General features: G+C 66.4%; 25 protein-coding genes. 3 read left to right on the top strand and 22 right to left on the bottom strand.

Annotation, left to right across the window (positions count from 1 at the left end; translation table 11 throughout):
• Nucleotide 1 precedes the first annotated feature (1 nt).
• The 7 genes from P0Y43_RS07040 to ppc all read right to left on the bottom strand — a co-directional run bounded on the left by P0Y43_RS07040 (nt 2) and on the right by ppc (nt 7,269).
• On the bottom strand, nt 2-688 hold the full coding sequence (locus tag P0Y43_RS07040; protein ID WP_275636571.1) for an extensin family protein: 687 nt from the start codon (nt 686-688) through the stop codon (nt 2-4).
• Nucleotides 689-694: 6 nt separating this feature from the next.
• Nucleotides 695-1,525: an isocitrate lyase/PEP mutase family protein gene (locus tag P0Y43_RS07035; RefSeq protein ID WP_275636570.1), complete on the bottom strand. Its 831-nt coding sequence runs from the start codon at nt 1,523-1,525 to the stop codon at nt 695-697.
• 28 nt (nt 1,526-1,553) lie between these two features.
• On the bottom strand, nt 1,554-2,423 hold the full coding sequence (locus P0Y43_RS07030; RefSeq protein WP_275636569.1) for a DUF72 domain-containing protein: 870 nt from the start codon (nt 2,421-2,423) through the stop codon (nt 1,554-1,556).
• A 3-nt stretch (nt 2,424-2,426) separates the two neighbouring features.
• Nucleotides 2,427-2,711, bottom strand: a complete 285-nt coding sequence (locus tag P0Y43_RS07025; RefSeq protein ID WP_275636568.1) for a hypothetical protein — start codon at nt 2,709-2,711, stop codon at nt 2,427-2,429.
• A gap of 265 nt (nt 2,712-2,976) precedes the next feature.
• A complete protein-coding gene (tsaB, locus tag P0Y43_RS07020; protein ID WP_275636567.1) occupies nt 2,977-3,648 on the bottom strand; it encodes a tRNA (adenosine(37)-N6)-threonylcarbamoyltransferase complex dimerization subunit type 1 TsaB in 672 nt (223 codons plus the stop codon).
• Nucleotides 3,649-3,735: 87 nt separating this feature from the next.
• Complete coding sequence (adk, locus tag P0Y43_RS07015) at nt 3,736-4,383, bottom strand: adenylate kinase (RefSeq protein WP_275636566.1); 648 nt, start codon at nt 4,381-4,383, stop codon at nt 3,736-3,738.
• A 258-nt stretch (nt 4,384-4,641) separates the two neighbouring features.
• Nucleotides 4,642-7,269 (bottom strand): phosphoenolpyruvate carboxylase, encoded by a 2,628-nt coding sequence (gene ppc, locus P0Y43_RS07010; protein ID WP_275636565.1) that lies wholly within the window; start codon nt 7,267-7,269, stop codon nt 4,642-4,644.
• 159 nt (nt 7,270-7,428) lie between these two features.
• On the opposite strand from ppc, the gene P0Y43_RS07005 reads away from it, so the two are divergent.
• The 3 genes from P0Y43_RS07005 to P0Y43_RS06995 all read left to right on the top strand — a co-directional run bounded on the left by P0Y43_RS07005 (nt 7,429) and on the right by P0Y43_RS06995 (nt 9,273).
• Nucleotides 7,429-7,773 carry a pilin assembly protein gene (locus tag P0Y43_RS07005; protein WP_275636564.1) on the top strand — a complete coding sequence of 115 codons (345 nt, stop codon included), beginning with the start codon at nt 7,429-7,431 and terminating at the stop codon, nt 7,771-7,773.
• Nucleotides 7,774-8,023: 250 nt separating this feature from the next.
• A complete protein-coding gene (locus P0Y43_RS07000; RefSeq protein ID WP_275636563.1) occupies nt 8,024-8,437 on the top strand; it encodes a DUF4398 domain-containing protein in 414 nt (137 codons plus the stop codon).
• Between the two features lie 50 nt (nt 8,438-8,487).
• Nucleotides 8,488-9,273, top strand: a complete 786-nt coding sequence (locus tag P0Y43_RS06995) for an OmpA family protein (protein WP_275636562.1) — start codon at nt 8,488-8,490, stop codon at nt 9,271-9,273.
• Nucleotides 9,274-9,361: 88 nt separating this feature from the next.
• On the opposite strand, the gene P0Y43_RS06990 is transcribed toward P0Y43_RS06995, so the two are convergent.
• From P0Y43_RS06990 to P0Y43_RS06920, 15 genes are all read right to left on the bottom strand, one after another.
• Nucleotides 9,362-9,688 (bottom strand): hypothetical protein, encoded by a 327-nt coding sequence (locus tag P0Y43_RS06990; RefSeq protein WP_275636561.1) that lies wholly within the window; start codon nt 9,686-9,688, stop codon nt 9,362-9,364.
• On the bottom strand, nt 9,685-10,608 hold the full coding sequence (locus tag P0Y43_RS06985) for an alpha/beta hydrolase (RefSeq protein ID WP_275636560.1): 924 nt from the start codon (nt 10,606-10,608) through the stop codon (nt 9,685-9,687). Before P0Y43_RS06985 ends, P0Y43_RS06990 begins: the two co-directional genes overlap by 4 nt.
• Nucleotides 10,580-11,857: a flavohemoglobin expression-modulating QEGLA motif protein gene (locus tag P0Y43_RS06980; RefSeq protein ID WP_275636559.1), complete on the bottom strand. Its 1,278-nt coding sequence runs from the start codon at nt 11,855-11,857 to the stop codon at nt 10,580-10,582. The genes P0Y43_RS06985 and P0Y43_RS06980 overlap by 29 nt, the downstream gene beginning before the upstream one ends.
• A gap of 83 nt (nt 11,858-11,940) precedes the next feature.
• On the bottom strand, nt 11,941-12,492 hold the full coding sequence (locus P0Y43_RS06975) for a hypothetical protein (RefSeq protein WP_275636558.1): 552 nt from the start codon (nt 12,490-12,492) through the stop codon (nt 11,941-11,943).
• A 31-nt stretch (nt 12,493-12,523) separates the two neighbouring features.
• Complete coding sequence (locus P0Y43_RS06970; RefSeq protein WP_275636557.1) at nt 12,524-13,240, bottom strand: TetR/AcrR family transcriptional regulator; 717 nt, start codon at nt 13,238-13,240, stop codon at nt 12,524-12,526.
• Between the two features lie 141 nt (nt 13,241-13,381).
• Complete coding sequence (gene lysS, locus P0Y43_RS06965; RefSeq protein ID WP_275636556.1) at nt 13,382-14,884, bottom strand: lysine--tRNA ligase; 1,503 nt, start codon at nt 14,882-14,884, stop codon at nt 13,382-13,384.
• 93 nt (nt 14,885-14,977) lie between these two features.
• Nucleotides 14,978-16,073 (bottom strand): peptide chain release factor 2 gene (prfB, locus tag P0Y43_RS06960; protein ID WP_275636555.1). Its coding sequence is split into 2 segments (ribosomal slippage): nt 14,978-16,000 and nt 16,002-16,073, totalling 1,095 coding nucleotides; the frame shifts between segments, so codons are not numbered across the junction.
• 168 nt (nt 16,074-16,241) lie between these two features.
• Nucleotides 16,242-17,246 carry a response regulator gene (locus tag P0Y43_RS06955; RefSeq protein WP_275636554.1) on the bottom strand — a complete coding sequence of 335 codons (1,005 nt, stop codon included), beginning with the start codon at nt 17,244-17,246 and terminating at the stop codon, nt 16,242-16,244.
• Between the two features lie 51 nt (nt 17,247-17,297).
• Nucleotides 17,298-18,311: a chemotaxis response regulator protein-glutamate methylesterase gene (locus tag P0Y43_RS06950; RefSeq protein WP_275636553.1), complete on the bottom strand. Its 1,014-nt coding sequence runs from the start codon at nt 18,309-18,311 to the stop codon at nt 17,298-17,300.
• Nucleotides 18,308-20,575, bottom strand: a complete 2,268-nt coding sequence (locus P0Y43_RS06945) for a hybrid sensor histidine kinase/response regulator (RefSeq protein WP_275636552.1) — start codon at nt 20,573-20,575, stop codon at nt 18,308-18,310. Before P0Y43_RS06945 ends, P0Y43_RS06950 begins: the two co-directional genes overlap by 4 nt.
• The gene (locus P0Y43_RS06940; protein ID WP_275636551.1) at nt 20,572-21,237 is read right to left on the bottom strand and encodes a chemotaxis protein CheW; all 666 of its coding nucleotides are present in this window, start codon (nt 21,235-21,237) and stop codon (nt 20,572-20,574) included. Before P0Y43_RS06940 ends, P0Y43_RS06945 begins: the two co-directional genes overlap by 4 nt.
• The gene (locus tag P0Y43_RS06935; RefSeq protein WP_275636550.1) at nt 21,234-22,493 is read right to left on the bottom strand and encodes a CheR family methyltransferase; all 1,260 of its coding nucleotides are present in this window, start codon (nt 22,491-22,493) and stop codon (nt 21,234-21,236) included. Before P0Y43_RS06935 ends, P0Y43_RS06940 begins: the two co-directional genes overlap by 4 nt.
• Complete coding sequence (locus P0Y43_RS06930; protein WP_275636549.1) at nt 22,490-22,996, bottom strand: chemotaxis protein CheW; 507 nt, start codon at nt 22,994-22,996, stop codon at nt 22,490-22,492. The genes P0Y43_RS06935 and P0Y43_RS06930 overlap by 4 nt, the downstream gene beginning before the upstream one ends.
• A gap of 5 nt (nt 22,997-23,001) precedes the next feature.
• On the bottom strand, nt 23,002-24,624 hold the full coding sequence (locus P0Y43_RS06925) for a methyl-accepting chemotaxis protein (RefSeq protein WP_275636548.1): 1,623 nt from the start codon (nt 24,622-24,624) through the stop codon (nt 23,002-23,004).
• 265 nt (nt 24,625-24,889) lie between these two features.
• A complete protein-coding gene (locus tag P0Y43_RS06920; protein WP_275636547.1) occupies nt 24,890-25,609 on the bottom strand; it encodes a tellurite resistance TerB family protein in 720 nt (239 codons plus the stop codon).
• Nucleotides 25,610-25,758 lie beyond the last annotated feature (149 nt).

Below are 25,758 nucleotides of genomic sequence, written 5' to 3'. Positions count from 1 at the left end.
CTCAGCGGCAGACCTGCCAGCGCCCCATATCCACGTGAAAGTGGTTGTGGTGGGCAGCGTTGTAGTCAGGCCCGAGCACCGTGCTGAAACTTTTGCAGGCTGCCTGCTGAACCTCACGCAGGAACTCCGCCTTCTTTCCTGCCCCCTGCCAGTCCCGCGCCAGGACGATGCGTTCACCATCGGCCAGGCGAAAACCACTGATGTCCAGGGCATTGGCCGCCGCGTGCTGGCTCAAGCGGCCTTGCTTGCGGTGATAGACGTTGCGACAGGCAAAGCTTCCCAAGTGCTCGACCTGCGCCACGGACTGGCCGAACACCCGCTGCGCCGCTGGTTGCAGGCCATGGGTCTCGAACAACGCATAGGCCACCGCCAACGGGCAAGTGGCGAGGAAGCTGCTGGCCAGCCGCGCCTGCCCGCCTTCGATGCGCCACACGTTGCGCAAAGGGCACGCGGCGTTCGCCGGGCTGTCGGCCTGCGGGCGGTAGCGCAGTGTCGAGGTTTCCAGCGCCTGGCGGCACAGGGTGGGGTCATCGCGCAGGCGGGCGAGCTTGTAGGGGGTCAACAGGTTCGGCGGTTGCCGCACATCGAGCACAGCCCAGGGGTTCCACGCGGCCGGCAGGCGCCAGCCCGATTGCCAGGCAACGCCCGCTGCCAGCAGCAAGGCCACCAACAGCAGGAACGCGCGCATCGGGCCTCAGCGGCGGAACAGGTCGTTGAGTTCGGCGAACGGCACCGCCTGCTCGCCATAGCTGAAGGTGCCCTGCTCGTGGATCTCCCGCGCGGCACGCTGGAAAGCCCCCAAGGCTGCCCGCGCCAACGACGAACCGACACTGATGCGGCGCACACCCAGGTCCTGTAGTTGGTTAACGCTCAGGGGCACACCGGCCATGCCCATCAGCACGTTGACCGGCTTGGGCGCCAGCGCCTGGACCACCGCGCGAATCTCGTCGATGCTGCGCAGCCCCGGCGCGTACAGCACATCGGCCCCTGCCTCGGCATAGGCTTGCAGCCGCAGGATGGTGTCGTCCAAATCCAGGCGCCCGTGCAGCAGGTTCTCGGCCCGGGCGCACATGGTGAACGGGAACGGCAGGCTGCGCGCCGCCTGCACTGCGGCGCGGACACGCTCGACCGCCAGCCCCAGGTCGTAGATCGGCATGTCGGCACGGCCACTCGCGTCCTCGATCGAACCGCCCACCAAACCCACCTCGGCACCCCGCAGGATAGCCTGGGCGCAATCTTCGGGGCGGTCGCCGAAACCGTTCTCCAGGTCAGCGGCTACCGGCAACGGCGTGGCGTCGACGATGGCGCGGGCATTGTCGAGGGTTTCATCCAGGCTCAACGCGCCCTCGGCATCCGGTCGTCCCAGGCTGAAGGCCAGGCCCGCACTGGTGGTGGCCAGCGCCTCGAAACCGAGGCTTGCGAGCAAACGCGCGGAGCCCGCGTCCCAAGGGTTGGCGATGACGAAGGCGCCATCGCGCTCATGCAGTGCCTTGAAGGCTTCGGCTCGCAGGGTTTGCACATCCATGGTCATGACCTCCGGCAGGTGGGGAATATCAAAGCAGGCCCAGTTGTTCGACCTCGGGTGCGCGTGGCAATTCCGGCAACGGCGCAAGCCCCGGCAAGCGCTCGGCCAGGCGCTGGTGGAAGCGCTGGGCCAGGGCGGCGGCGCGGTAGTTGTCGGCGGTGTGCAGGAAGACGTAAGGGTGGCGCCCCTCTTCGATCCACTCCGCCACCTTGGCCACCCAAGGGGTGAGGAAGGGTTCATTGGCCTCCAACTCCGGGTGGCCGATGAAGCGCACCTGCGGGTGCTGGCTGAACGCGGCCGGGCGCGGGGGCACCCTTGGCTTCTTGGCCTGGGCGTGGAGCACGCCCGGGTCGCGTGAAGTGCAACTGAACAGGGCGCGCGGGTCGAGACAGATACGCTCGACGCCACGGCCGTGCAACAGGCGGTTGAGCAGGCGTTCTTCCTCGCCCTTGGCGAAGAACGCGTCGTTGCGCACCTCGACTGCCACCGGCACGCCGATCTCGTCGAGGAAGTGGCTGAGTTCCGCCAGGCGCGCGGGGCCGAATTGGGCGGGCAGTTGCAACCAGTAAGGCGAGACCCGCGCCCCCAGCGGGGCCATCAGGCGGGTGAAGTCCAGCGCCGACTCGAGCTGGTCGCGCAGGTCGCCCGCGTGGCTGACGTCGCCGGGGAACTTGGCGGTAAAGCGAAAATGCGCGGGCATGACCTTGGCCCAACGGTCCACCATGGCGGGCGCGGGGCGGGCATAAAAAGTGGTGTTGCCCTCGACAGCGTTGAACACCTGGCTATACAGCCCAAGGTACTCAGAGGAGCGGGCGTCGGCGGGATAGAGGTAGTCGCGCCAGGCGTTTTCGCTCCAGGACGGACAACCGAGACAGTAAGGCGGGGGCGATGGATTCATCCATCAAATGTACAGGTCCAACCCCAGCACTTCCATCTCCCAGTCGGTGAAACCGGCGGTGGTCAGGTAGCTGGCCAAGGCGGTGGCGGTGCGCCGATCACGTGCGCGGGGGAAGATCATGTCCTGCTGGCGGGCCGGCAGGCCGGCGCCACGACGGCTGGCCTTGGCCTGGACGGGCTCGACCTCCTCGACCACTTCGACGTCGTCGATCGCTTCATCGCGCACCGCTGCCTTGCGCGGCGGACGCTTGACCGGGTAGGACTGGGAGGAGAAACCATCGATGCGCATGGCGTGGCACTCGGAATCAATGATGGCAATTTAGCAGCATCAGAGTTCCATCACCAATGCTCGACTGATAACTGGACCACAGTTTGCTCAAAAGGTTTTAGTGTGAATGGCGATAGCCGACGAACTGCACCTTTTTGGATGAGTTCTTTGGTGGTTTTGACATTGTGTTCGTGGAGAAACACCGGTCTCGAGGACGGTGGAGTACCTGTGGGAACGGGCTTGCCCGCGATGAGGCCTGCACGCTCGCGGCCCCAACCGCGATGTATCAGGGCCGCGCCTTGGGCGTAGCGACATTGTCACGCAGGTAGACCGGCTGCGCCTGCTCGGCGGCAACCGCCTCGCCACGGGCCCAGGCGAAACGCGCCAGGCTCAGCACGTCCAGGGCATTGGGCAGCGCCGTGGCATCACAGGCGCCAACCTGCGCCGCCAGGCGCTCGGCATAACCCCAACCGGTGCCGGCACCGAACCACTCGCCACCTTCAGGCAGCACCACCCGCTCCGGCGCTACCACCACTTCCTGGCCGACCAGGCGCATCTCACCCGCTTGCGCCCGGTAGCACCCCCAGTACACCTCATCCATGCGCGCATCGATGGCCGCAGCCACCTGCTGCACACCCTGCCCACGCAGCGCGCCCTGGGCCAGGGCGGCCAGATTGGACACCGGCAGCACCGGGCGCTCCAAGGCGAAGGCCAGGCCCTGCACCACGCCAATGGCGATGCGCACGCCGGTAAAGGCGCCCGGGCCACGGCCAAAGGCGATGGCATCCACAGCGCTCAGGGCCACACCGGCCTCGCCCAGCAACTGCTTGATCATCGGCAATAGCTTCTGCGCATGCAGGCGCGGGATCACCTCGTAGTGGCTGGTCACCTTGCCGTCATGCAGCAGGGCGACGGAACAGGCTTCGGTGGCGGTATCCAGGGCCAGCAGGGTGGTCATCGAACGTGTATCCAGGCGAGAGGAAAAAGAGCGGCAGTATAAACGACAACGGCCCGCAAGCGGGCCGTCGTGTAGCGCGGGCGTGGATCAGCTCAGGGCTGCCAGGACCTTGGCAGTGATCGCTTCGACCGAGCCGACGCCTTCGATGTGGCTGTACTTCGGCTTGCCGTCGGCAGCGGCCAGCTTCTGGTAGAAGTCGACCAGCGGCTTGGTCTGGGTGTGGTAGACCGACAGGCGATGACGCACGGTCTCTTCCTTGTCGTCGTCACGCTGGATCAGGTCTTCGCCCGTGACGTCGTCCTTGCCTTCCACTTTCGGCGGGTTGTACTGGATGTGGTAGGTGCGGCCCGAGGCCAGGTGCACGCGGCGGCCGGCCATGCGGCCCACGATCTCTTCGTCGTCGACGGCGATCTCGACCACGTTGTCGATCTCGACACCGGCGGCGACCATGGCTTCAGCCTGGGGAATGGTGCGTGGGAAGCCATCGAACAGGCAGCCATTGGCGCAGTCCGGCTGGGCGATACGCTCCTTCACCAGGCTGATGATCAGTTCGTCGGACACCAGTTGGCCGGCATCCATGACTTTCTTCAGTTCCAGGCCCAGTGGGGTGCCGGCCTTGACCGCGGCACGCAGCATGTCACCGGTGGAGATCTGTGGAATACCGAACTTTTCGGTGATGAACTTTGCCTGAGTACCTTTACCGGCCCCGGGAGCTCCCAGCAGAATTACGCGCATCTTGTGCTCCTCATATTTTTTTATGCAAATCAATGGATTCGGCGCACAGGGCCAAGTCCGGAAAATCGGTTCAGACCGAAAAATCGGTCAAAAGGCTGCTCAAGATACACAGCGCCCGGCAGGCAGACAAGCGTTCCAAAGTGGCAGGAAAGCGCCTTTTCCGACTACCGGCGCCGCAGGTTGCGCCCGGCGCAACCCACCCACGCGGCCTCCTGGACGTTCGCCAGGCATCCAGCCCGGCCACCCTGCCCACGCCCCTCAGCCGGTGTTGCGCAAACCAGCGGCGATACCCGCCACGGTGACCAGCAGGGCCTGCTCCAACGGGCTGTCCAGAGCGGCTTCGCGGGCGCGCGAGCGCGCCAGCAGCTCGGCCTGGAGGCGATGCAGCGGGTCCAGGTAGGTATTGCGCAGACGGATGAATTCCAGGGTCTCGGGGCTGTGCGCCAGTAGCACCGGCTGCCCGGTCAGGCCCAACACCACCTGGCACGACTGCGACAATAGGTCGCGCAGGTGCGCACCCAGCGGCAGCAGGGCCGGTTGCACTAGACGTTCGTCGTAGGCCTTGGCGATTTCCGCGTCGGCCTTGGCCAGGACCATCTCCAGCATGTCGATGCGCGTGCGGAAGAACGGCCACTGCTCACGCATCTGCCCCAGCAGCGCGCCCTGGCCGCGCGCCAGGGCATTGCTCAACGCGCTCTCCCAGCCCAACCAGGCCGGCAGCATCAGGCGCGTCTGGGTCCAGCCGAAGATCCACGGAATCGCCCGCAGGCTTTCGATTCCCCCGGCGCGGCGCTTGGCCGGGCGACTGCCCAACGGCAGGCGCCCCAGTTCCTGCTCGGGGGTCGACTCGCGGAAGTACTCGACGAAATCCGGGTGTTCGCGCACCACGCCGCGGTAGGCCTTCAGGCCATCGGCGGCGAGCTGGTCCATCACCTCGCGCCACGCTGGCTGCGGCGGTGGCGGGGGTAACAGGGTGGCTTCGAGCACCGCCGCCAGGTAAAGGTTGAGGTTCTGCTCGGCGATGCCCGGCAGGCCGAACTTGAAGCGGATCATCTCGCCCTGCTCGGTCGTGCGGAAGCGCCCCGCCACCGAACCCGGCGGCTGCGACAGGATCGCCGCATGGGCCGGGCCGCCACCGCGCCCGACGGTGCCGCCACGGCCATGGAACAGCAGCAGCTCGACCTGATGCTCACGGCAGATGCGCACCAGGTTCTCCTGGGCGCGGTACTGCGCCCAGGCCGCAGCCGTGGTGCCGGCGTCCTTGGCCGAGTCGGAGTAGCCGATCATCACCTCCTGCGGCCCATGCAGGCTGGCGCGGTAGCCTGGCAGGCCGAGCAGGCGCTCCATCACCGGGCCAGCGTTGTCCAGGTCGGCCAAGGTCTCGAACAGCGGCACCACACGCATGGGCCGAGTCAGTCCGGCTTCCTTGAGCAGCAACTGCACCGCCAGCACGTCGGAAGCGGCGCCGGCCATGGAAATCACGTAGGAGCCCAGCGAGGCGCCCGGGGCTGCGGCGATCTCACGGCAGGTGGCCAGCACTTCGGCGGTTTCGGCCTGGGGCTGGAAGTGCCCCGGCAGCAAGGGCCGGCGGTTCTTCAGTTCGGCCTGGAGGAAGCCGATGCGCTGCTCCTCGTCCCAGTCGGCGTAGCGGCCCAGGCCCAGGTAGTCGGTGATCTCCGACAGCGCCTCGCGGTGGCGGGCGGCGTCCTGGCGCACGTCCAGGCGCACCAGGAACAGGCCGAACGTCACCGCCCGGCGCAGGGTGTCGAGCAGCGGGCCATCGGCGATCACGCCCATGCCGCACTCATGCAGCGAGTGGTAGCACAGCTCCAGCGGCTCGATCAGCTCGCGGTTGTCGACCAGCACCTGGGCGCTGGCAGGCTGGGTGCCGGTGAGCGAGGCATGGGCCCAGGCGCGCGTGGCGCGCAGGCGATCGCGCAGTTGCTTGAGCAGGGCGCGGTAGGGCTCGGCGCTGTCACCTACACGAGCGCGCACAGCGTCGCTGGCCTGCTGCATGGACAACTCGGCGGCCAGGTAGTCGATGTCGCGCAGGAACAGGTCGGCGGCCATCCAGCGCGCCAGCAGCAGGACTTCGCGCGTGACCGCGGCAGTGACGTTGGGGTTGCCGTCGCGGTCACCGCCCATCCACGAGGCGAAGCGCACCGGCGCGGCCTCCAGCGGCAGGTGCAGGCCGGTGGCCGCGTGCAGGGCCTGGTCGACCTTGCGCAGATGGTTGGGGATAGCCTGCCAGAGCGAATGCTCGATCACCGCGAAGCCCCACTTGGCCTCGTCCACCGGGGTCGGCCGGGTGCGACGGATCTCCTCGGTGTGCCAGGCCTCGGCGATCAACCGGCGCAGGCGCTCGCGCACTTGTTGCCGCTCGGCCGGGGTGAGGTCGCGGTGGTCCTGGACGGCCAACTGCGCGGCAATGGCGTCGTACTTCTGGATCAGCGTGCGCCGCGCTACCTCGGTGGGGTGCGCGGTCAGCACCAGCTGGATGTCCAGGCGCCCCAGCTGCCGGGCCAAGGCGTCGTTGGCATGGCCGGCCTGCTGCAGGCGGGCCAACAACTCGGGCAGCGCGCGGTCTTCAAAAGACGCGGGCTGGTCGGCATCGCGACGGCGGATCAACTGGTACTGCTCGGCGATGTTGGCCAGGTTGAGGAACTGGTTGAAGGCCCGTGCCACGGGCAACAGGTCGTCTTCGGCCAGATCCGCCAACGTCGAGCTCAACTGCTCGGCCGCGCCACGGCGGTCGGCCTTGGCGCTGTGGCGGATGTCCTCGATCTTCTGCAGGAACGCCTCGCCGTGCTGCTGGCGAATGGTCTCGCCAAGCAACTCACCCAACAGATGGACATCCTCACGCAAGCGCACATCGATATCGGTCATTGCCTCTCCCTTGTGGCGCGGTCCACCCGCGCAGCCGCCCAGGTCATGCCACCAAGAGTGCCCACAGGCAGGGCCGCAAGGCAAGCCGTGTTCGGCCAATGCAACTAAAGTGAACACAGGCCCTCCCACAGTCATACCCTGGCGTTCAACGAGGTCATCATGAAAATCCGCGAGCTTGCACAGCACTGGGAAGAGAATGCCGCCGGGACATTGAGCAACACCGGCCATGTGCTGCACCTGGACCTGGAGGCCGAGGCGCGCCTGGCCGCGCTGATCGACATGTACCCCAAGCGCAGTGCCGAAGAGCTGCTCGGTGAACTGGTCGCAGCAGCGCTCGAAGAGCTGGAGGCCAGCTTCCCTTATGTCAAAGGCCAGCAGGTGATCGCCACCGACGAGGAAGGCGACCCGCTGTTCGAGGATGTCGGCCCCACGCCACGCTTCCTCACCCTCTCCCGCCGCCACTTGCAGGCCCTGAGCCAACGTGTCGAGGGTGACGAGAACTGATCGCGGTTGCGCGCGCGTACCGTGACGGAGTGCAAAAGTTTCGTGGTAAATGCGCTGACTGATCAGTCAGAAATAATTGCCAAGCCTAGGTAACTTTTTTCTGAACTATCCTGAAAACGCTCAAGTCACAGCCAATAGCCATCACGCAAAAACCCTGCACACATGGTCTTTGGCGCTGCGGCTTGAGCGACGAGCTTTGTCAGGGAATTGGCGATGGACTGCTACGGACATCGTTATCAGGAGTGATCCAATGGAGTTGACCACTATGAAGACCCGCACCGCGAAACCCTCATCCCCTCAACTGCGCGGGCTCAAGCTGGCCGCGCTGGCGCTGGGCAGCAGCCTGGTCTTGGCCGGTTGTGCTGGCAACCCGCCGACCGAGCAGTACGCCGTCACCCAGTCGGCGGTGAATTCCGCCGTCAGCGCCGGGGGCACCGAGTACGCGGCCGTCGAGATGAAAGCGGCCCAGGACAAGTTCAAGCAGGCGGAAATCGCCATGCATGACAAGAAGTACGACGACGCCAAGCGCCTGGCCCAACAGGCTGAATGGGACGCTCGTGTAGCCGAGCGCAAAGCACAGGCGGCCAAGGCCCAGAAGGCCGTGCAGGACGCCCGCCAAGGCGTTCAGGACGTGCGTGAGGAAGGCCTGCGCAGCGCTGAATGAGCGCTGCCTCGCAACCCACTGCCTTCGCAATCGATCAAAGGATGAACACCATGCGCAATTACGTAATGATCCCCGCCCTGCTGGCCCTGAGCGTTGGCCTCGCAGCCTGCTCCCATGACCCGAACCCGAACCTGGAGTCGGCCCGCAGCAACTTCTCGGCGCTGCAGAGCGACCCGCAGTCGAGCAAGGTCGCGGCGTTGGAGACCAAGGACGCCCAGGACTGGCTGAACAAGGCCGACAAAGCCTTCATGGACCGTGAGGACACCAAGCAGGTCGACCAATTGGCCTACCTGACCAATCAACGCGTCGAAGTGGCCAAGCAGACCATCGCCCTGCGCACTGCCGAAAATGAGCTGAAAAACGCGGCCGCAGAGCGCGCCCAGGCCAAGCTGGACGCCCGTGACGCGCAGATCAAGAAGCTGCAGGACAGCCTCAACGCCAAGCAGACCGACCGCGGCACCCTGGTGACCTTCGGTGACGTGCTGTTCGACTTCAACAAGGCCGAACTCAAAAGCAGCGCCTACCCGAACGTGACCAAGCTGGCGCAGTTCCTCCAGGAAAACCCGGAGCGCAAGGTCATCGTCGAGGGCTATACCGACAGCGTCGGCTCGGCGGGTTACAACCAGAGCCTGTCCGAGCGCCGCGCCAACGCGGTGCGCATGGCGCTGGTGCGTGCTGGCGTGGACCCGGCGCGCATCGTCGCCCAAGGCTACGGCAAGGAGTACCCGGTGGCGGACAACTCCAGCAACTCGGGCCGCGCGCAGAACCGTCGGGTGGAGGTGACCATCTCCAACGACAACCAGCCAGTCGCACCGCGCTCGGTGAGCCAGCTGTAAGGCGCATCTCGGGCTGAATGAAGAACCCCGCCGTGATGGCGGGGTTTTTCGTTTCTGGGTCTGGCTTGCCCAGCGATAGGGCTGCAACTCACTGCACCTGCTGCGGCGTCTCCTGCCCCATGCACCGGATCGCACGCTTGCGGTTGTCCACTAGCACCCCGGTCAGCCCCTTCTGCTGGGTATCGAACAGCACCAGCACGCCATCGACGCACTGCGCCACCTGTGGCGCCGGCTCCAGTGACACTTTGTAATCCTCCCCCGGCAGGGTCTTGAGCATGGTGTAGTCCTGCAACAGCAGCGCATCCTGCGGCTTGGCGAAATGCAGGTAGCCGTAGTGCCACAGCACGCCCACGGTCACGATGATGCTGCCAATGCCGGTCAGGATCAGCGGGATGGCGTTGCGTTCTTCACTCATTGCTCATTGTTCTCGTCAGGGAAGTTCGGCACTTCGGCCAGTCGGCGCAGGCCGTTGAAATGGCTGGGGTCGTCGAGGAAGCGCAGCATCACCTGGCGCCAGGTCGGGTCGGCGAAGGTCTGCACATGGTCGCCTCGGGTCAGTTGCAGCACCCGCGGCGGCGGCGCGTGCTGGTACAGGCGGATGCCGTTGCCCATCGGCACCAGCTTGTCGTCGATGCTGTGGAAGAACAGCTTGGGCGGGCTGTCGAGGCGCGCGATCGAATGAATGGCGCTATCGCCATCGGGTACCAGCCACGACAGCGGCACCTGCAACGGCCAGGTCATCCACGACGTACTCAGGGCGAACCGGCCCACCTCGCGGTAGCTGGCCGGCACGCCGTCGAACACCAGGGCGCTGAAGCGCTGGCGCTGCTCGGGGTGGGCCGCCAGGTAGTGGATGGCCATCGCCCCGCCCAGGCTCTGGCCCAGCAGCACCAGGGGCTTGCCGCCCACTTCGGGGGCCGTGCCGAGCCACTCCATGGCTGCATCAATGTCCTGATAGACCGCAGGCAGAGACGGCTCGCCCTGCGACAGCCCATAGCCCCGGTAATCGATCATCAACACCTGGTAGCCGGCCTTGGGCAACCAGTAGCTGCCGCCCAAGTGCCACGCCAGGTTGCCGCCGTTGCCATGCAGGTGCAGCACCGTCCCCTTGACCTCGACACCGTCCTTGGCCGGCAGCCACCAGCCGTGCAGGCGGGTACCGTCACGGGCGATCAGGGTGATGTCGCGGTAGGCCAGGTGCGCTTTCTCCGGGGTGAACGGCTGGCCCGGCTCGGGGTAGAACAGCAGGCTGCTGCACCCGCCCAGAAGCAGCAGCCCCAGCCCCAAGGCCAGGGCGCGGCAGGCCTCAGAGAATGTTCGCGTAGTCGGCTTCAATGCGGTCCAGGCTCAGGTGGTTGAGGAAGTTGGAGAAGCACATCCAGGCCGACAACGCATTGAGGTCACGGAACTGCTCGGGCAGGTACTTGGGGGGCTCCACCAGGCCTTCCTCGACCAGCTGGCGCAGGGTGCGCATGTCTTCCAGGGTGGTCTTGCCGCAGAACAGCAAGGGGATCTGCTCGAGCTTGCCCTTCTTCACGGCCAACTGAATGTAGTTGTAAACCATGATGAAGCCCTTGAGGTAGGACAAGTCCTTGGTGAATGGCAGGCCGTTCGGCACCGAGCCACGGAACACGCGGCTGGCGTTGCCGTAGCTTTCCGCCATTTCAAAGCCCTGGCCACGGAAGAACTCGAACACCTGCATGAAGTCGGCGCCCTCCTCGACCATGTGGATGGCACGGGTGCGGTTGGTCAGCTTGCGCAGGCGGCTGGGGTAGGAGGCGAAGGCGATCACCTCCATGAGGATGGCCAGGCCCTCCTGGGTCACCGTCGACGAGGGCGGCCCCTTGGCCAGGAACGTGCAGATCGGCTGGTTCAGGCCATTGAGCGTGGTGCCCACGTGCACCAGCCCTTCGTGCACCTCCAGCGCGCGCACATCGCGGCTGTTGAACATGGCATCGGCACGCACCTTGATGTAGTCGGCGCCGGCCGCGGCGTCGGCGACGATGCCGTCGGACTCGAACACGCGGATGGTTTCCTCGGCCTCGCCGAACACCTTGTTCAGGCGGCGCTGGAGGATCTCCACGGCCTCCTTGGCGGTGAGGCTCTTGGGTTCGTCCTTCAAGTCGCCACGGCCATCGATGTTGTTCAGGTAGTCAGAGAGCATCAGGCCCAGGTCGGCCAGGGTCGGGTCGCCGGCATGGAAGGCGTCGGAGGCGGCGCCGTACAGCTCCTGCGAGATCAGCCCGAAGTCCTCGGTACCGCGCGCCTCGAGCATGCGCACCACCATGCGGTACTCCTTGCACATGCGCCGCATGATCTGCCCCACCGGGTTGAACTGGCCGAGCTGGCGGGTGATGTCACGCTCGATGCTCTGGAACTCGGCCTTCACCGCGTTGGAGTCGAACGACAAGGGCCGGCCCTGGTAGTAGGCGCGGTCGACTGCCGGCGGCTCCTTGCCCTTGGCCTTGAGGAAGCCCTGGCGAATGCCGTCGTCCCACTTCACCGCGTCGAGCACACGGATGGGGGTCTGCGCCGCGACGATGCGGTCGGACAGCGCGCGTATGGTCTGCTGGTATTCGTCCACCGGGGCTCCTTACGTGGGCCAGAGTGCCTTGCAGTGTCGGTAGTGGCTTCTTCGCAGGCTCGCCTACGAAGCGGCCAGCGTCATCATTTGCCGACGCGCTGGAAGCGCGCCACCTCGACGAACAGGTCGGAGTTGGCCGGGTCGTCCAGATACGCCAGGACCCGCTCGGCCGGGCTGTCGATCAGCACACCGGGGCCGTTGTCCTCCGGCACCTCGGTGCTGCGCCCGCTCAGTTCCTTGTTGTCCACCGCCTGCTGGACCTGCTCGACGTCCAGGTTGTAGACCACCAGTTGCTGGTTGCCCTCGACGACCTCGAAGCCGCCGATCAGGAACTTGCCCCCCAGGCGCTTGGGCACGCCGGCCGAGAGGTACCAGCGGTTGCCATGGCGCGACACGGTGAAGGCGTACTCCTGCGGCGCCTTGCCCTGGGCACGGGCCACGGCCTTGTAGGTGTTGCCGCCGGCGCGGCTGATGCTCAGCTTCAGCGGTTGGCCCCAGGCGTCCTTGCTGCTCCACTGGCCGAGCAGCGCCTTCGGTGCCTGCTGGTTACTGGCCAGCGGCTCGTCGAAGGTCACCAGGCAGCCGCCGAGCAGCAGGAACGACAGGGTCAGCAACAACACACGCCAGGCTTTCATCAGGTTCTCCTTGAAAAATCGGCCGCGCACCTCAGGCCGCCGCCAGCACCAAGTGCAGGTAACGGGTAAGGATAGCGAGCATCTGCCCATCGGCCTGTGCGTTCGCCTCTTTGAGCAGCCCTTGATATTCCATCTGCTCGATGATGGCCGTCAACACCAGGGCATCCTGCTCGGGCTGGCGCGAGCCGACCACCTGAAGCATCTGCCGCGCGCCATGCAGGAGGATCTGCTCGTGCGCGCGCACCAGGTCGGCCAGGCGCGAGCACAGCAGCGCTTCCTGGCGGAAGGCCTGCTCGGCCATGAGGAAGTCGCGGCGGTTGAACAACTGGCGAGTGACGTATTCGGCGGTCATGCGCGCCACCTCGTCGGCCAGCCGTGCCCGCGACTGCGGGCTGCCGTCGCCTTGGGCGAGCAGTTGACGCAGCACGCCCTCGGTATTGGCCCACAGCTTGGCCATGTACGCGGCGCTGCGCTCCACGTACTGGGCGAAGGTGTCGGTGAGCAGGTCTTCGATGTCCTTGAAGTAGTAGGTGGTGGCAGACAGCGGCACACCGGCCTCGGCGGCCACCGCGCGGTGGCGCACGCCGCGCACGCCATCGCGCACGACGATGCGCATGGCGGCGTCGAGGATCTGCTGGCGACGTTGTTCGCTGCCCTGGCGGCTGGTCTTGCGGCCCTGGTACTGGACGTTCTCGGCGACGGCGCTGGCCACGCCGGCGGCGCCTTGCTGGGCGTTTGCGGGGGTCACGGTGGGGACCTCGGGTCTGTCTGGTGGATATTCATCGTCTGTACCGACCCTGTAGCGGGCTTGCCCCGCGATAGGGCTGGTACAGACACTACACAGCCAGGCAAGAAAAAGCCGCCCCGAGAGGCGGCTTTTTCAAATCACTCAAGCCTGCGGACGCATGTGCGGGAACAGGATCACATCACGAATCGATGGCGAGTTGGTCAGCAGCATCACCAAACGGTCGATGCCGATGCCTTCACCGGCGGTCGGCGGCATGCCGTACTCCAGGGCGCGGACGAAGTCGGCATCGTAGTGCATGGCCTCGTCGTCACCGGCGTCCTTCTCGGCCACCTGGGCCATGAAGCGCTCGGCCTGGTCCTCAGCGTCGTTGAGCTCGGAGTAGGCGTTGGCGATCTCGCGACCACCGATGAACAGCTCGAAGCGGTCGGTGACGCTCGGGTCCTGGTCGTTGCGGCGGGCCAGCGGCGAGACTTCGAACGGGTACTCGGTGACGAAGGTCGGCTGCTCCAGCTTGCTCTCCACCAATTCCTCGAAAATCATCACCTGCAGCTTGCCCAGGCCTTCGTGGCCGAGCACCTTGGCGCCGGCTTGCTTGGCGATGGCACGGGCCTTGTCGACGTCCAGCAGGTCGGCCTCGGTCAGCTCCGGGTTGTACTTGAGGATCGCCTCGCGCACGGTCAGGCGGGCGAACGGCTCGCCGAAGTGGAACAGCTTGTCGCCGTACGGCACGTCGGTGCTGCCCAGCACCAGCTGCGCCAGCTCGCGGAACAACTCCTCGGTGAGGTCCATGTTGTCCTTGTAGTCGGCATAGGCCTGGTAGAACTCGAGCATGGTGAACTCGGGGTTGTGCCGGGTCGAGACACCTTCGTTGCGGAAGTTGCGGTTGATCTCGAACACTTTCTCAAACCCACCAACAACGAGCCGCTTGAGGTACAGCTCCGGCGCGATGCGCAGGAACATGGCCATGTCCAGGGCGTTGTGGTGGGTTTCGAATGGCTTGGCCGCGGCGCCGCCAGGGATGGTCTGCAGCATCGGCGTCTCGACTTCGAGGAAGTCGCGCTTGGCCAGGAAGCTGCGGATGTGCGAAATGACCTGCGAGCGCACGCGGAAGGTGTGGCGGGTTTCCTCGTTGACCATCAGGTCGACGTAGCGCTGGCGGTAGCGCTGCTCGGTGTCGGTCAGGCCGTGGTGCTTGTCCGGCAGCGGGCGCAGGGACTTGGTCAGCAGGCGCACGTCGGTCATCTCGACGTACAGGTCGCCCTTGCCGGAACGGGCCAGGGTGCCCTCGGCGCTGATGATGTCGCCCAGGTCCCAGGTCTTGACCGCCGCCAGGGTTTCTTCCGGCAGGGTCTTGCGGTTGACGTAGACCTGGATGCGCCCGGTCATGTCCTGGATGACCATGAACGAGCCACGGTTGAGCATGATGCGACCGGCGACCTTCACCGGGATCGCTGCAGCTTCCAGCTCTTCCTTGGTCTTGTCCGCGTACTGTTTCTGCAGGTCGTTGCAGTAGCTGTCGCGACGGAAGTCGTTGGGGAAGGCATTGCCCTTGGCACGCTCGGCGGCAAGTTTTTCCTTGCGCAGGGCGATCAGGGCGTTTTCTTCCTGTTGCAGGTCTTGCGGTTGGGTGTTCAGGTCGCTCATGTCGTCATTGTTTCCATCAGGTATTCGTTGCCCCTGTCGGGCAGGGCGCGCGATACCGGCGCCGGGCCAGGTATCGCGGCAGTGGTGTACGGCTTACAGCCCCTGCTTGAGGCTCGCTTCCAGGTACTGGTCGAGGTCACCGTCCAGGACCTTCTGGCAGTCGCTGCGCTCGACGCCGGTGCGCAGGTCCTTGATGCGCGAGTCGTCGAGCACGTAGGAACGGATCTGGTGGCCCCAGCCGATGTCCGACTTGCTGTCTTCCAGCGCCTGCGAGGCGGCGTTGCGCTTCTGCATCTCCAGCTCGTACAACTTGGCCCGCAGCATTTTCATGGCGGTGTCCTTGTTGGCGTGCTGGGAGCGTTCGTTCTGGCAGGCCACCACGGTGTTGGTCGGCACGTGGGTGATACGCACCGCAGAGTCGGTGGTGTTCACGTGCTGGCCACCGGCGCCCGAGGAGCGGTAGGTGTCGATGCGCAGGTCGGCCGGGTTGATCTCGATCTCGACCTTGTCGTCGATCTCGGGCGAGACGAACACCGCCGAGAACGAGGTGTGGCGGCGCGCGCCGGAGTCGAACGGGCTCTTGCGCACCAGGCGGTGCACGCCGATCTCGGTGCGCAGCCAGCCGAAGGCGTACTCGCCCTTGATGTGCACGGTGGCGCCCTTGATACCGGCGACTTCACCTTCGGAAAGCTCGATGATGGTGGCGTCGAAGCCACGCTTGTCGGCCCAGCGCAGGTACATGCGCAGCAGGATGTTGGCCCAGTCCTGCGCCTCGGTGCCGCCGGAGCCGGCCTGGATGTCCAGGTAGGCGTTGTTCATGTCCATCTCGCCGCTGAACATGCGACGGAACTCGAGCTGTGCCAGGCGCTCTTCCAGGCCTTCCAGCTCGGTCACGACGTCGCCCACGGCGCCTTCGTCATTTTCCTCGACGGCCATCTCGAGCAGGTCGGTGCAGTCGGCCAGGCCACCGGACAGCTTGTCCAGGGTCTCGACGACCTGCGCCAGCATGGCGCGCTCGCGGCCCAGGCCCTGGGCGTACTCGGGCTTGTTCCAGACGTTGGGGTCTTCCAGTTCGCGGTTGACTTCGATCAGGCGGTCAGCTTTTTGATCGTAGTCAAAGATACCCCCGAATGGACTGGGAGCGTTCGGTGAGGTCCTTGATGGTGTTGAGGATCGGTTGGATTTCCATGGGCTGCCTACTCGCGCGAATTCGGTGAAAAGCCCGCGAGTATAACGCAGTCTCGTGTGCGACGGCAGGGCCGTCGAGCGGTGATGATCGGTGTCGCTCGCATCGCGGGGCAAGCCCGCGCCTACAGGGGCTGCGCCGTGCCTGTGGAAGCGGGCTCACCCCGCGCCGTCAGGCGATGCCGACCTGGTTGCGCCCACTGTGCTTGGCCTGGTAAAGCCCCTTGTCCGCCGCCGAGATCAACTGCCGGCATTGGCTGCCAATGCTCGGCGTCTGGGTCGCCAGGCCGATGCTCACGGTCAGGCGCGAGTCGGCCTGCGGCGCGGTATGCGGGATATTCAGCGCATGCACGGTCTGGCGCAGCTTCTCGGCGACCAATCGGGCACCGCCCGGCGACGTGTTGGGCAGCACCAGGGCGAACTCCTCGCCGCCATAACGCGCTGGCAGGTCGCTGGGGCGCGAGCAGGAGCCGCGAATGGCCTCGGCCACCTGGCGCAGGGCCTCGTCGCCGGCCAGGTGGCCGAAGCCGTCGTTATAGGCCTTGAAGTAGTCGACGTCGATCATCAGCAGCGACAACTGCTGCTGCTCGCGCATCGCCCGGCGCCACTCCAGCTCCAGGTACTCGTCGAAATGGCGGCGGTTGGACAGCCCGGTCAGGCCGTCGGAGTTCATCAGCCGCTGTAGCATCAGGTTGGTGTCCAGCAGCTGTTGCTGGCTCACGCGCAGGGCGCGGTAGGCCTCGTCACGCTGCAGCAGGGTCAGGTACGAGCGCGAGTGGTAGCGGATGCGCGCCACCAGCTCGATGGTGTCCGGCAGCTTGACCAGGTAGTCGTTGGCACCGGCGGCAAAGGCCGCGCTCTTGACCAGCGGGTCCTCCTTGGTCGACAGGACGATGATCGGAATGTCCTGGGTGGCCGGGTTGTTGCGGTACTCGCGCACCAGCGTCAGGCCGTCCAGGCCCGGCATGATCAGGTCCTGGAGGATCACCGTCGGCTTGATGCGCATGGCCTGGGCCACCGCCTGGTGCGGGTCGGCGCAGAAATGGAAGTCGATGTTCTCCTCGTGGGCCAGCCCACGGCGCACCGCTTCGCCGATCATCGCCTGGTCGTCGACCAGCAACACCATCGCCGCGCTTTCGTTGATGGTCGTGAAACCTTCGATCGGTAACTCATTCATTCCAGTTCACCCGGTCACTGCGCGCCTGGCGGCGTGACTCAATACATAGCGTCATTTCGAAAATATCTCCACAAGTCGCCCGGCAATCCTTTCCAGCGGACGGATCTCCGTGGCCGCGTCTATTGCCGCGGCGGCCTTCGGCATGCCGTAGACCGCACTGCTGTGCTGGTCCTGGGCAATGGTCAGGAAGCCGCGCTGACGCATGTGTTTCAGCCCCTGGGCGCCATCGCGCCCCATCCCGGTCAGCAACACCCCAACCGCATCGCCACCCCAAAAACGCGCCACGCTCTCGAAAAACACGTCGATGGATGGCCGGTAGATCTCGTTCACCGGCTCGGCCGTGTAGGCCAGCTGGCCGCCCTGCAACAAACGAATATGGTGGTTGGTACCGGCCAACAGCACCTGCCCCGGCTGCGGTGGCTCGCCTTCGCAGGCCAGGCGCACCGGCAACCCGGACACGCCACTGAGCCATTCGGCCATGCCGGCGGCGAACACCTGGTCGACGTGCTGCACCAGCACGATGGCCGCCGGGAAATGCCGCGGCAGCCCCTTGAGCAGCACCTCCAGGGCCGCCGGCCCACCGGCCGACGAGCCAATGGCCACCAGGCCCTTGCGCTGGATCGCCTCACGCAGTGGCGTGGCGACCGCGCGCGGCGCGCTGGGCCGCTGCTGGCCGATCAACCAGCCGATGTTGAGGATCTTGCGCAGCAGCGGCGCCGCCGCCTCGCGCGCATCCCCTGCGCCCAGCGCCGGGGTGTCGACCACGTCCAGGGCGCCATGGCCCATGGCCTCGAACACCCGGTGCACGTTCTGCTTGCGGTCGACGGTGACGATGACGATGGCACAGGGGGTCTCGGCCATGATCCGCCGGGTCGCCTCTACGCCGTCCATCACCGGCATGATCAGGTCCATCAGGATCAGGTCCGGCGTCTGCTCGGCGCACAAGCGCACGGCCTCGGCGCCATCGCTGGCCACCCACAGCACCTGGTGCGCCGGCTCGAACGCCAGCGCCCGACGCAAGGCCTCGACCGCCATGGGCATGTCGTTGACGATGGCGATCTTCATCCCTGAGCCCCTCCGATCAACTCCACCACGGCATCGAGCAAGGCGTCGTCATGGAAACTCGCCTTGGCCAAATAATAGTCGGCGCCGGCATCCAGTCCACGGCGTCGATCTTCTTCACGGTCCTTGTACGACACCACCATCACCGGCAGCGATTGCAGGCGGTGGTCGCGGCGCACCAGGGTCACCAGCTCGATGCCGTCCATGCGCGGCATGTCGATGTCGGTGATCAGCAAGTCGAAGTCTTCGCTGCGCAGGGCGTTCCAGCCGTCCATGCCATCGACCGCCACCGCCACGTCGTAGCCGCGGTTGCCAAGCAGCTTGCGCTGCAGCTCGCGCACGGTCAGCGAGTCGTCGACCACCAGCACGCGCTTGCGCGCCACCCCACGGCCCGCCCTGGCGCCACGGTCGATACGTTCCAGGCGGCCGGTGCTGAGCAGTTTCTCCACCGAGCGCAGCAGGTCCTCGACGTCGATGATCAGCACCACCGAGCCGTCGTCGAGCAAGGCGCCGGAGGAAATGTCCTGGACCTTGCCCAGGCGCGGGTCGAGCGGCATCACCACCAGCACCCGCTCGCCCACCAGACGCTCCACGGCCACGCCATAGAGCTGCTCGCGCTCGCGGATCACCACCACCCGCAGGTTGCTTTCATCGCCCTGCCCCGCAGGCCGGTTGAGCAACTGGCTGGCGGCGACAAGGCCGATATGCCGGCCTTCGTGCCAGAAGTGCTGACGCCCCTCGATTTGCACGATGGCCTCGGCCGGCACGTCGACGGTGCGCTCGATGTGCGCCAGCGGGAAGGCATAGGCTTCTCCGCCCACTTCGACCACCAGGCTGCGCACCACCGACAGGGTCAGCGGCACTTCCAGGTGGAAACAGCAGCCCTGGCCAGCGACCTGGGTCAACTCGATCGAGCCACGCAGCTCGCGCACCATGTGCTGCACCGCGTCCAGGCCGACGCCGCGCCCGGACACCTCGGTAACCTGGTCGCGCAGGCTGAAGCCGGGCAGGAACAGGAACGTCAGCAGCTCCGCCTCGCTCATCTGCGCGACGGTCTCGGCCGGTGACAGGGCGCGCTCGGCGATGCTGCGGCGCAAGCGTTCCAGGTCGATACCGGCGCCGTCGTCGGTCAGTTCCAGAATCAGCAGCCCGGCCTGGTGCGAGGCACGCAGGCGCAGGGTACCTTCGCCAGGCTTGCCGGCCAGCAGGCGCCGCTCGGGCAGTTCGATGCCGTGGTCGACCGCGTTGCGCAACAGGTGGGTCAGCGGCGCCTCGAGCTTTTCCAGCACATCGCGGTCGACCTGGGTTTTCTCGCCTTCGATCAGCAGGCGCACCTGCTTGTCGAGCGAGCGCCCCAAGTCGCGGACCATACGGCTTTGCCCGGTGAGCACGTCGGCGAATGGGCGCATGCGACAGGCCAGTGCCGTGTCGTACAACAGTTGCGCGCGCTGGCTGGCCTGCCAGCCGAACTCATCGAGGTCGGCGGCCTGCTGCTGCAGGGTTTGCTGGGTTTCGGCGAGCAGGCGCTGGGTCTGGGCCAAGGCGTCGAGCACCTCGGCGCTCTGGCCGCTGGCCTCGAGCTGCCCCTTGAGGCCGTCCAGGGCCCGCATGCCCTGGCCGTGCATGCGCTTGAGGCGCTGCAGGGTGGCCAGGTAGGGCTTCAGGCGCTGGGTCTCGACCAGGGATTTGCTCGACAGGTCGAGCAGGCTGTTCAGGCGGTCGGCGGTCACCCGCAGCACCCGCTCGCCGCCTTCGCCGCCACGCTTGCCGGCCTTGCGCGGTGCCACGGGCTCGACCTCGGGCTCCACTTCAGGCGCAGGCGGGGGCGGCGCTACGGGTTCGGCGCTGAGCGATGGCGCCCGCGGCAGGGGCACTGCAGCCGAGGGGTCGAGCAGGCCAGCCATCTGCACCAGGAACGCCGGCACCGCCTCGGCGGCCTGGTCGCCGGGCGTGGCGATACGCATCAGCAAATCAGTGCCCTGCAACAACGCGTCGATATGCTCGGGGCTCAACAGCAGGCGCCCTTCCTGGGCCGCGACCAGGCAATCCTCCATGACGTGGGCGATGCTGACCCCGGCATCGATGCCGACGATCCGCGCCGCGCCCTTGAGCGAGTGGGCGGCGCGCATGCAGGCTTCCAGCTGGTCCGCCTGGGCCGGGTTACGCTCCAGCGCCAGCAGGCCGGCACTGAGCACCTGGGTCTGAGCTTCGGCTTCCAGGCTGAACAATTCGAGCAGCGATGCGTCGCGCATTTGCTCCGGGGTCATGACAGGCTCCGCTTCACGGCAGACAGAAGGTGTTGCGGGTCCAGCACACGCACGCTGCGGCCCCGCCATTGCAGCACCGCCTGGGTGAACGGGGCTGCGTCGTGCGAGGCGCCCAGGCGCGAGGTGTCGAGGCGGTGGATGCCGTCGACCTCGTCCACCGGCATCACTACCGGCCCGCCATCCGCGGCGAGGATCAACATGCGTGGCATCACCCGCCCACCACGCTCCTGGGCTGGCGCCGCGTCCATGCCCAGCAGGTCGGCCAGCGACAGGCACGGCACCAGCGCGCCACGCACATTGGCTACGCCCTGGAGCATGCGAGAACGTTGGTGCGGCAAGGAATGCACGGTTTGCAGCGGCGCGATCTCGGCCAGGCAAGCGGTGGCCAAGGCCAGCCATTCCTCGCCCAGGCGGAACAACAGCATCGAGCAGCCGCTGACGTCCTCGACCGGCGCCGCGGCCTCGAACCGTTCATCCTGCAACAGCGCGTAACGGTCGAGCAGGCGCGTGGCGGCGGCAGCATAGACCTCGCAGTTGCGGCAGTGGATATGCCGCTCGAGCAGCGGGCACTGCTTGTCGCCATGCACGCCTATGCGGTTCCAGCAATCGTCGATGGCCTCGCCATCATGGGCGATCAGGTGCATCGGGTTGGCGCCACTCATCGTTCAGACTCCCTGCCCGCCCGCGCCGCACGCTCCTGAAGGCGCCGGGCGCCTACGGCATCGCCCTGGGACGCCAGCAACGCGGCCAGGTGCGCCAGCGTCTCGGCGTGCTGCGGCTCCAGATACAAGGCCTTGCGGTAGTGTTGCAGCGCTGCCTGGGCATCGCCTGCGGTGTCGCTGAGCAGGCCCAGCCAGTAATAGACCTGCGCCTTGGGCTCGAACTGGCGCAAGTAGCGCTCGCAACTGGCGCGAGCCTGCTCACTGGCACCCGCGTTGGCCTGCTGCGCGATGGTCGCGAGCAAGGCGCTTTCGCTTTCACCCGGGGCGCCGGGACTGGCCAGCACCGGGCGAGGCGGCGCAACCCGCGGCGCCACCGGCGAGACGACCGAGCGCGGCGCAACGGTCGGCACCACGGCGGGGCGGGGCGCCGAAACGGGCGGCACAGGGGGTGGCGCTTGGGTCTCGTCCTGACGCACGTAGGCGAACGACTGGGCGATGCCCAGGGGCCGCATGCCCAGGCGCGCCAGCAGGCTCCCTTCGGCCGGGCCGATGAACAGCACGCCCTGGGCATGGGTCAGGCGCTTGAGCACCTCGAACACCCGCTGCTGGGTCGGCACATCGAAATAGATCAACAGGTTGCGGCAGAACACGAAGTCATAGCAGCCATCACGGTCACGCAGCGCCGGGTCCAGCACGTTACCGACCTGCAGGTTGACCTGCCGGCGCACCCGCTCGTCGAGCCGGTGACTGTCGTCGACTTCGCTGAAATGCCGCTCACGAAACGCCAGGTCGCTGCCGCGAAACGAGTTGCGCCCATACAACGCCTGCTCGCCACGGGCGATCGAACTGGGGCTGATGTCGACGCCATCGATGCGAAACGCCCCCGCCGCCATGCCGGCGTCGAGCAACGCCATGGCGATCGAGTAGGGTTCTTCACCGGTCGAGCACGGCAGGCTGAGGATGCGCAAGGGGCGCGCGCCGGCCAACTCGGCCAGGCGCTTGTGGGCCAGGCCGACCAGGGCGGTGAACGATTCGGGGTAACGAAAGAACCAGGTCTCGGGGACGATCACCGCCTCGATCAGCGCCTGCTGCTCTTCGCTCGATTGCTGCAAGAGCAACCAGTAGTCATCCAAGTGCTCGGCGGCCATGGCCACGCAGCGCTGGCGCAAGGCGCGCTCGATCATCGGCGCGCCGACCGACTCGACGTCCAGCCCGATGCGCTCTTGCAGGAAGCGATGGAAACGTTGCTCGCTCATGCCGGCACCTGCCCGGGTTGATCGGGGAACAGCAGCGCACGCACCGCGTCGCTGAGCAGGTCATCGACCTGGATGCGCTGCAGCAAGCCGTGTTCGTCCTGGCGCACCGGCCCCAGGTACGGGGCCTCGGCGTTGTCCACGCCATAGGGTTGGAATTCGTCGGGGCGGCAGCGCAGGGTATTGGTCGCCTGTTCCAGGATCAGGCCCAGTTGAAGGGCGCCGCAGTAGTGCACCAGCACCAGGCGGGTGCTGGTGCGCTGCGGAGCGGGCTCGCCGAAGCTCAGTGCCGAGAGGTCGATCACCGGCACCAGGGCGCCGCGATGCGCGAGGATGCCGGCAACCCAGGCCGGCGCCTGGGCAATGGGTTTGAGCAGCCGTTGCGGCAACACCTCGATCACTTCGCGCACATCCAGCGCGAAGCGCTGCTCGCGCAGACGAAACAGCAGGTACAGCGCGCCCTGGGCCTCGACGGGGCGCGGATCGCGTGCAGGCAGGTCGTTCATCGGCGTCAGACTTTGAAGCGCGACACACCGCCGCGCAGGCCGGCAGCCACTTGACTGAGCTCATCGATGGCGAAACTGGCCTGGCGCAGCGACTCCACGGTCTGGGTGCTGGCATCGCTGAGCTGGGCCAGCGCCTGGTTGATCTGCTCGGCGCCGGTGGCCTGGGCCTGCATGCCCTCGTTGACCATCAACACGCGCGGCGCCAGGGCCTGCACCTGATGGATGATCTGGCTCAACTGCTCACCCACCTGCTGCACCTCGAACATGCCGCGGCGCACTTCCTCGGAGAACTTGTCCATGCCCATCACCCCCGCCGACACCGCCGACTGGATCTCGCGCACCATCTGTTCGATGTCATAGGTGGCCACGGCGGTCTGGTCGGCCAGGCGGCGCACCTCGGTGGCCACCACGGCGAAGCCACGGCCGTACTCGCCGGCCTTCTCGGCCTCGATGGCGGCGTTGAGCGAGAGCAGGTTGGTCTGGTCGGCGACCTTGACGATGGTCACCACCACTTGGTTGATGTTGCTGGCCTTCTCGTTGAGGATCCCGAGCTTGGCGTTGACCAGGTCGGCGGCGCCCATGACCTGGTGCATGGTCTCCTCCATGCGCGCCAGGCCCTGCTGGCCGGAGCCCGCCAGGCTCGAGGCCTGGTCGGCGGCGCTGGTCACTTCGGTCATGGTGCGCACCAGGTCGCGCGAGGTGGCGGCGATTTCCCGCGAGGTGGCGCCGATCTCCGTGGTGGTGGCGGCGGTTTCGGTGGCGGTGGCCTGCTGCTGCTTGGAGGTGGCGGCGATCTCGGTCACCGAGGTGGTCACCTGCACCGACGAGCGCTGGGCCTGGGCAACCAGGTTGGCCAAGGCCTCGCCCATTTCGTTGAAGCCGTTCTCGATGGCGCCGAACTCGTCCTTGCGGTCCAGGCTCAGGCGGGCGCTGAGGTCGCCCGAGCGCAGCTTGTCCAATGCGTGAACGATACGTTGCACGGGGGCCGTGATAGCGCGCATCAGCAACAGGCCGCAAACGCCAGCGGCGATGATGGCCAGCAGCAACGAGACGACCATGCTGCCCTTGGCCGTGGCCACGGCAGCGACGATATCGCGCGAGGCGGCGTTGGCCGACTCGGTGTTGCGGTCGATGAGCGCGTTCAGGTGCTTGCGCCCGGCAGCCCAGGTGGGCGTCAGCTCATCGATGATCAGGCGCTCGGCCTCGACATAGTTCTTCGCACGGTATGCCTCGAGCACCCGGTCGACCACCTTGAGGTAATCGGCCTCCAGGCGCACGAAGGTATCGAAGGCCGCCTGGTCCTGCGAATCCTCGATGGTGCCCTGGTAATGGTCCATCTGTTCCCTGAGGCGGTCGTTGAAGCTCTTGAACAGCTCGACGTCGGCCGAGGTCAATTCACGGTGCTCGGAGAGCCCCACCAATTGCTGGCTGGCGACGTAGCTGTCGACCCAGGCGCTGCGGATCATCGAACTGTAATAGACCCCGGGGATGCTGTCGGCCCCCACCGCCTCTTCGCTCGCCTCGATCGACACCAGGCGCGAATAGGCGGCCACGATCATCAACAGCATGATGGCGATGATCACGGCGAAACTTGCCAGGATCCGTTGGCGCAAGGTCCAGTTTTTCACAATCAGCCCTCAAGAATTCGCTACGAGCGGGAAAATCGCCGAAGTATAGCGTAGGCGCTCTGTAGGTTCGCGGCTGAATTGCGGGGGGATTCAGGCATTCATGCCGATGGAGTAGCCAGTGGCCATTAGCGGGGCTGTCGGGGGCGGCCTCATCGCGGGGCGAACCCGCTCCCGCAGGTACAGCACCGCTCTCAAGGACTGCGCCGTATCTGGAGGAGCGGGCTTGCCCCGCGATAGCGCCCGCCCAGGCAACACCAAACCGCGATCACTGCCCTGCGGCGAGCCTCACCTGGTTTTCCAGTTCCTGGCGCAACGCCGGGTCGAGGCGCAACTGGCGGGCCAGCTCGTCCAGGTAGGCACGCTCCATGAAGTTCTCCTGGTCGACCATCATCACGCTGGCCAGGTACATCTCGGCGGCCATTTCCGGCGTCTGCGCGGCACGCGCCACTTCGGCGGGGTCCAGTGGTTTGTTCAGTTCGGCATGCAGCCAGCCTTGCAGCTCGCGGTCGCTGTCGAGCCGGGTGAACTCACCCTCGATCAGCGCCCGCTCGCGCTCGTCGATATGGCCATCGGACCTGGCCGCCGCCACCAGGGCACGCAATACCGCCTGGCTGTGCTGCTCGGCCTGGGCCGGCGGCAGGCGGTCGAGCGTTTGTGGCTCCTGCCCGGTGTTCGCGCCCTGGCGCGCCTGCCAATTGCCATAGGCCTTGTAGGCGAGCACGCCAAGCGCCGCCAGGCCACCATAGGTCAGTGCCTTGCCACCGTATTTGCGCGCTTTCTTGTTACCCAGCAGCAGGCCCATCGCGCCCGCCGCCAAGGCGCCGCCGCCAGCCCCCGAGAGCAGGCTGCCCAGGCCCGAGCCCTTGCCGCCGCCCAGCAGGTCGCCAAGCCCTGGCGCCTGGCCCGCGCCGCCCTTGCCTTGCTGCTTCTGCAGCAGGTCCTGGCCGGAACGGAGCAATTGATCGAGCAGACCACGGGTGTTCATCTGGGGTACCTCCGCGAAGGGAAAGAAAGGCCCAGATTAGGCCTGCGGGCTGAATCCACGCTTAATGCATTTGCTTCTGAATGTTGCTTGATGTCCATACCGGACTCACCGCGGGGCAAGCCCCGCGATGAGTCCAATGCCGTGGCTGA

This window comes from Pseudomonas entomophila, from assembly GCF_029193575.1.
Classification (GTDB): Bacteria; Pseudomonadota; Gammaproteobacteria; order Pseudomonadales; family Pseudomonadaceae; genus Aquipseudomonas; species Aquipseudomonas entomophila_G.
This window is presented reverse-complemented; position numbering and strand designations above follow the sequence as displayed.

Coding starts and splice junctions, on each gene's coding strand:
- P0Y43_RS07040 (WP_275636571.1), bottom strand. CDS start 688: ATGCGCGCGTTCCTGCTGTTGGTGGCCTTGCTGCTGGCAGCGGGCGTT.
- P0Y43_RS07035 (WP_275636570.1), bottom strand. CDS start 1,525: ATGGATGTGCAAACCCTGCGAGCCGAAGCCTTCAAGGCACTGCATGAG.
- P0Y43_RS07030 (WP_275636569.1), bottom strand. CDS start 2,423: ATGAATCCATCGCCCCCGCCTTACTGTCTCGGTTGTCCGTCCTGGAGC.
- P0Y43_RS07025 (WP_275636568.1), bottom strand. CDS start 2,711: ATGCGCATCGATGGTTTCTCCTCCCAGTCCTACCCGGTCAAGCGTCCG.
- tsaB (WP_275636567.1), bottom strand. CDS start 3,648: ATGACCACCCTGCTGGCCCTGGATACCGCCACCGAAGCCTGTTCCGTC.
- adk (WP_275636566.1), bottom strand. CDS start 4,383: ATGCGCGTAATTCTGCTGGGAGCTCCCGGGGCCGGTAAAGGTACTCAG.
- ppc (WP_275636565.1), bottom strand. CDS start 7,269: ATGACCGATATCGATGTGCGCTTGCGTGAGGATGTCCATCTGTTGGGT.
- P0Y43_RS07005 (WP_275636564.1), top strand. CDS start 7,429: ATGAAAATCCGCGAGCTTGCACAGCACTGGGAAGAGAATGCCGCCGGG.
- P0Y43_RS07000 (WP_275636563.1), top strand. CDS start 8,024: ATGGAGTTGACCACTATGAAGACCCGCACCGCGAAACCCTCATCCCCT.
- P0Y43_RS06995 (WP_275636562.1), top strand. CDS start 8,488: ATGCGCAATTACGTAATGATCCCCGCCCTGCTGGCCCTGAGCGTTGGC.
- P0Y43_RS06990 (WP_275636561.1), bottom strand. CDS start 9,688: ATGAGTGAAGAACGCAACGCCATCCCGCTGATCCTGACCGGCATTGGC.
- P0Y43_RS06975 (WP_275636558.1), bottom strand. CDS start 12,492: ATGAAAGCCTGGCGTGTGTTGTTGCTGACCCTGTCGTTCCTGCTGCTC.
- lysS (WP_275636556.1), bottom strand. CDS start 14,884: ATGAGCGACCTGAACACCCAACCGCAAGACCTGCAACAGGAAGAAAAC.
- P0Y43_RS06955 (WP_275636554.1), bottom strand. CDS start 17,246: ATGAATGAGTTACCGATCGAAGGTTTCACGACCATCAACGAAAGCGCG.
- P0Y43_RS06950 (WP_275636553.1), bottom strand. CDS start 18,311: ATGAAGATCGCCATCGTCAACGACATGCCCATGGCGGTCGAGGCCTTG.
- P0Y43_RS06945 (WP_275636552.1), bottom strand. CDS start 20,575: ATGACCCCGGAGCAAATGCGCGACGCATCGCTGCTCGAATTGTTCAGC.
- P0Y43_RS06940 (WP_275636551.1), bottom strand. CDS start 21,237: ATGAGTGGCGCCAACCCGATGCACCTGATCGCCCATGATGGCGAGGCC.
- P0Y43_RS06935 (WP_275636550.1), bottom strand. CDS start 22,493: ATGAGCGAGCAACGTTTCCATCGCTTCCTGCAAGAGCGCATCGGGCTG.
- P0Y43_RS06930 (WP_275636549.1), bottom strand. CDS start 22,996: ATGAACGACCTGCCTGCACGCGATCCGCGCCCCGTCGAGGCCCAGGGC.
- P0Y43_RS06920 (WP_275636547.1), bottom strand. CDS start 25,609: ATGAACACCCGTGGTCTGCTCGATCAATTGCTCCGTTCCGGCCAGGAC.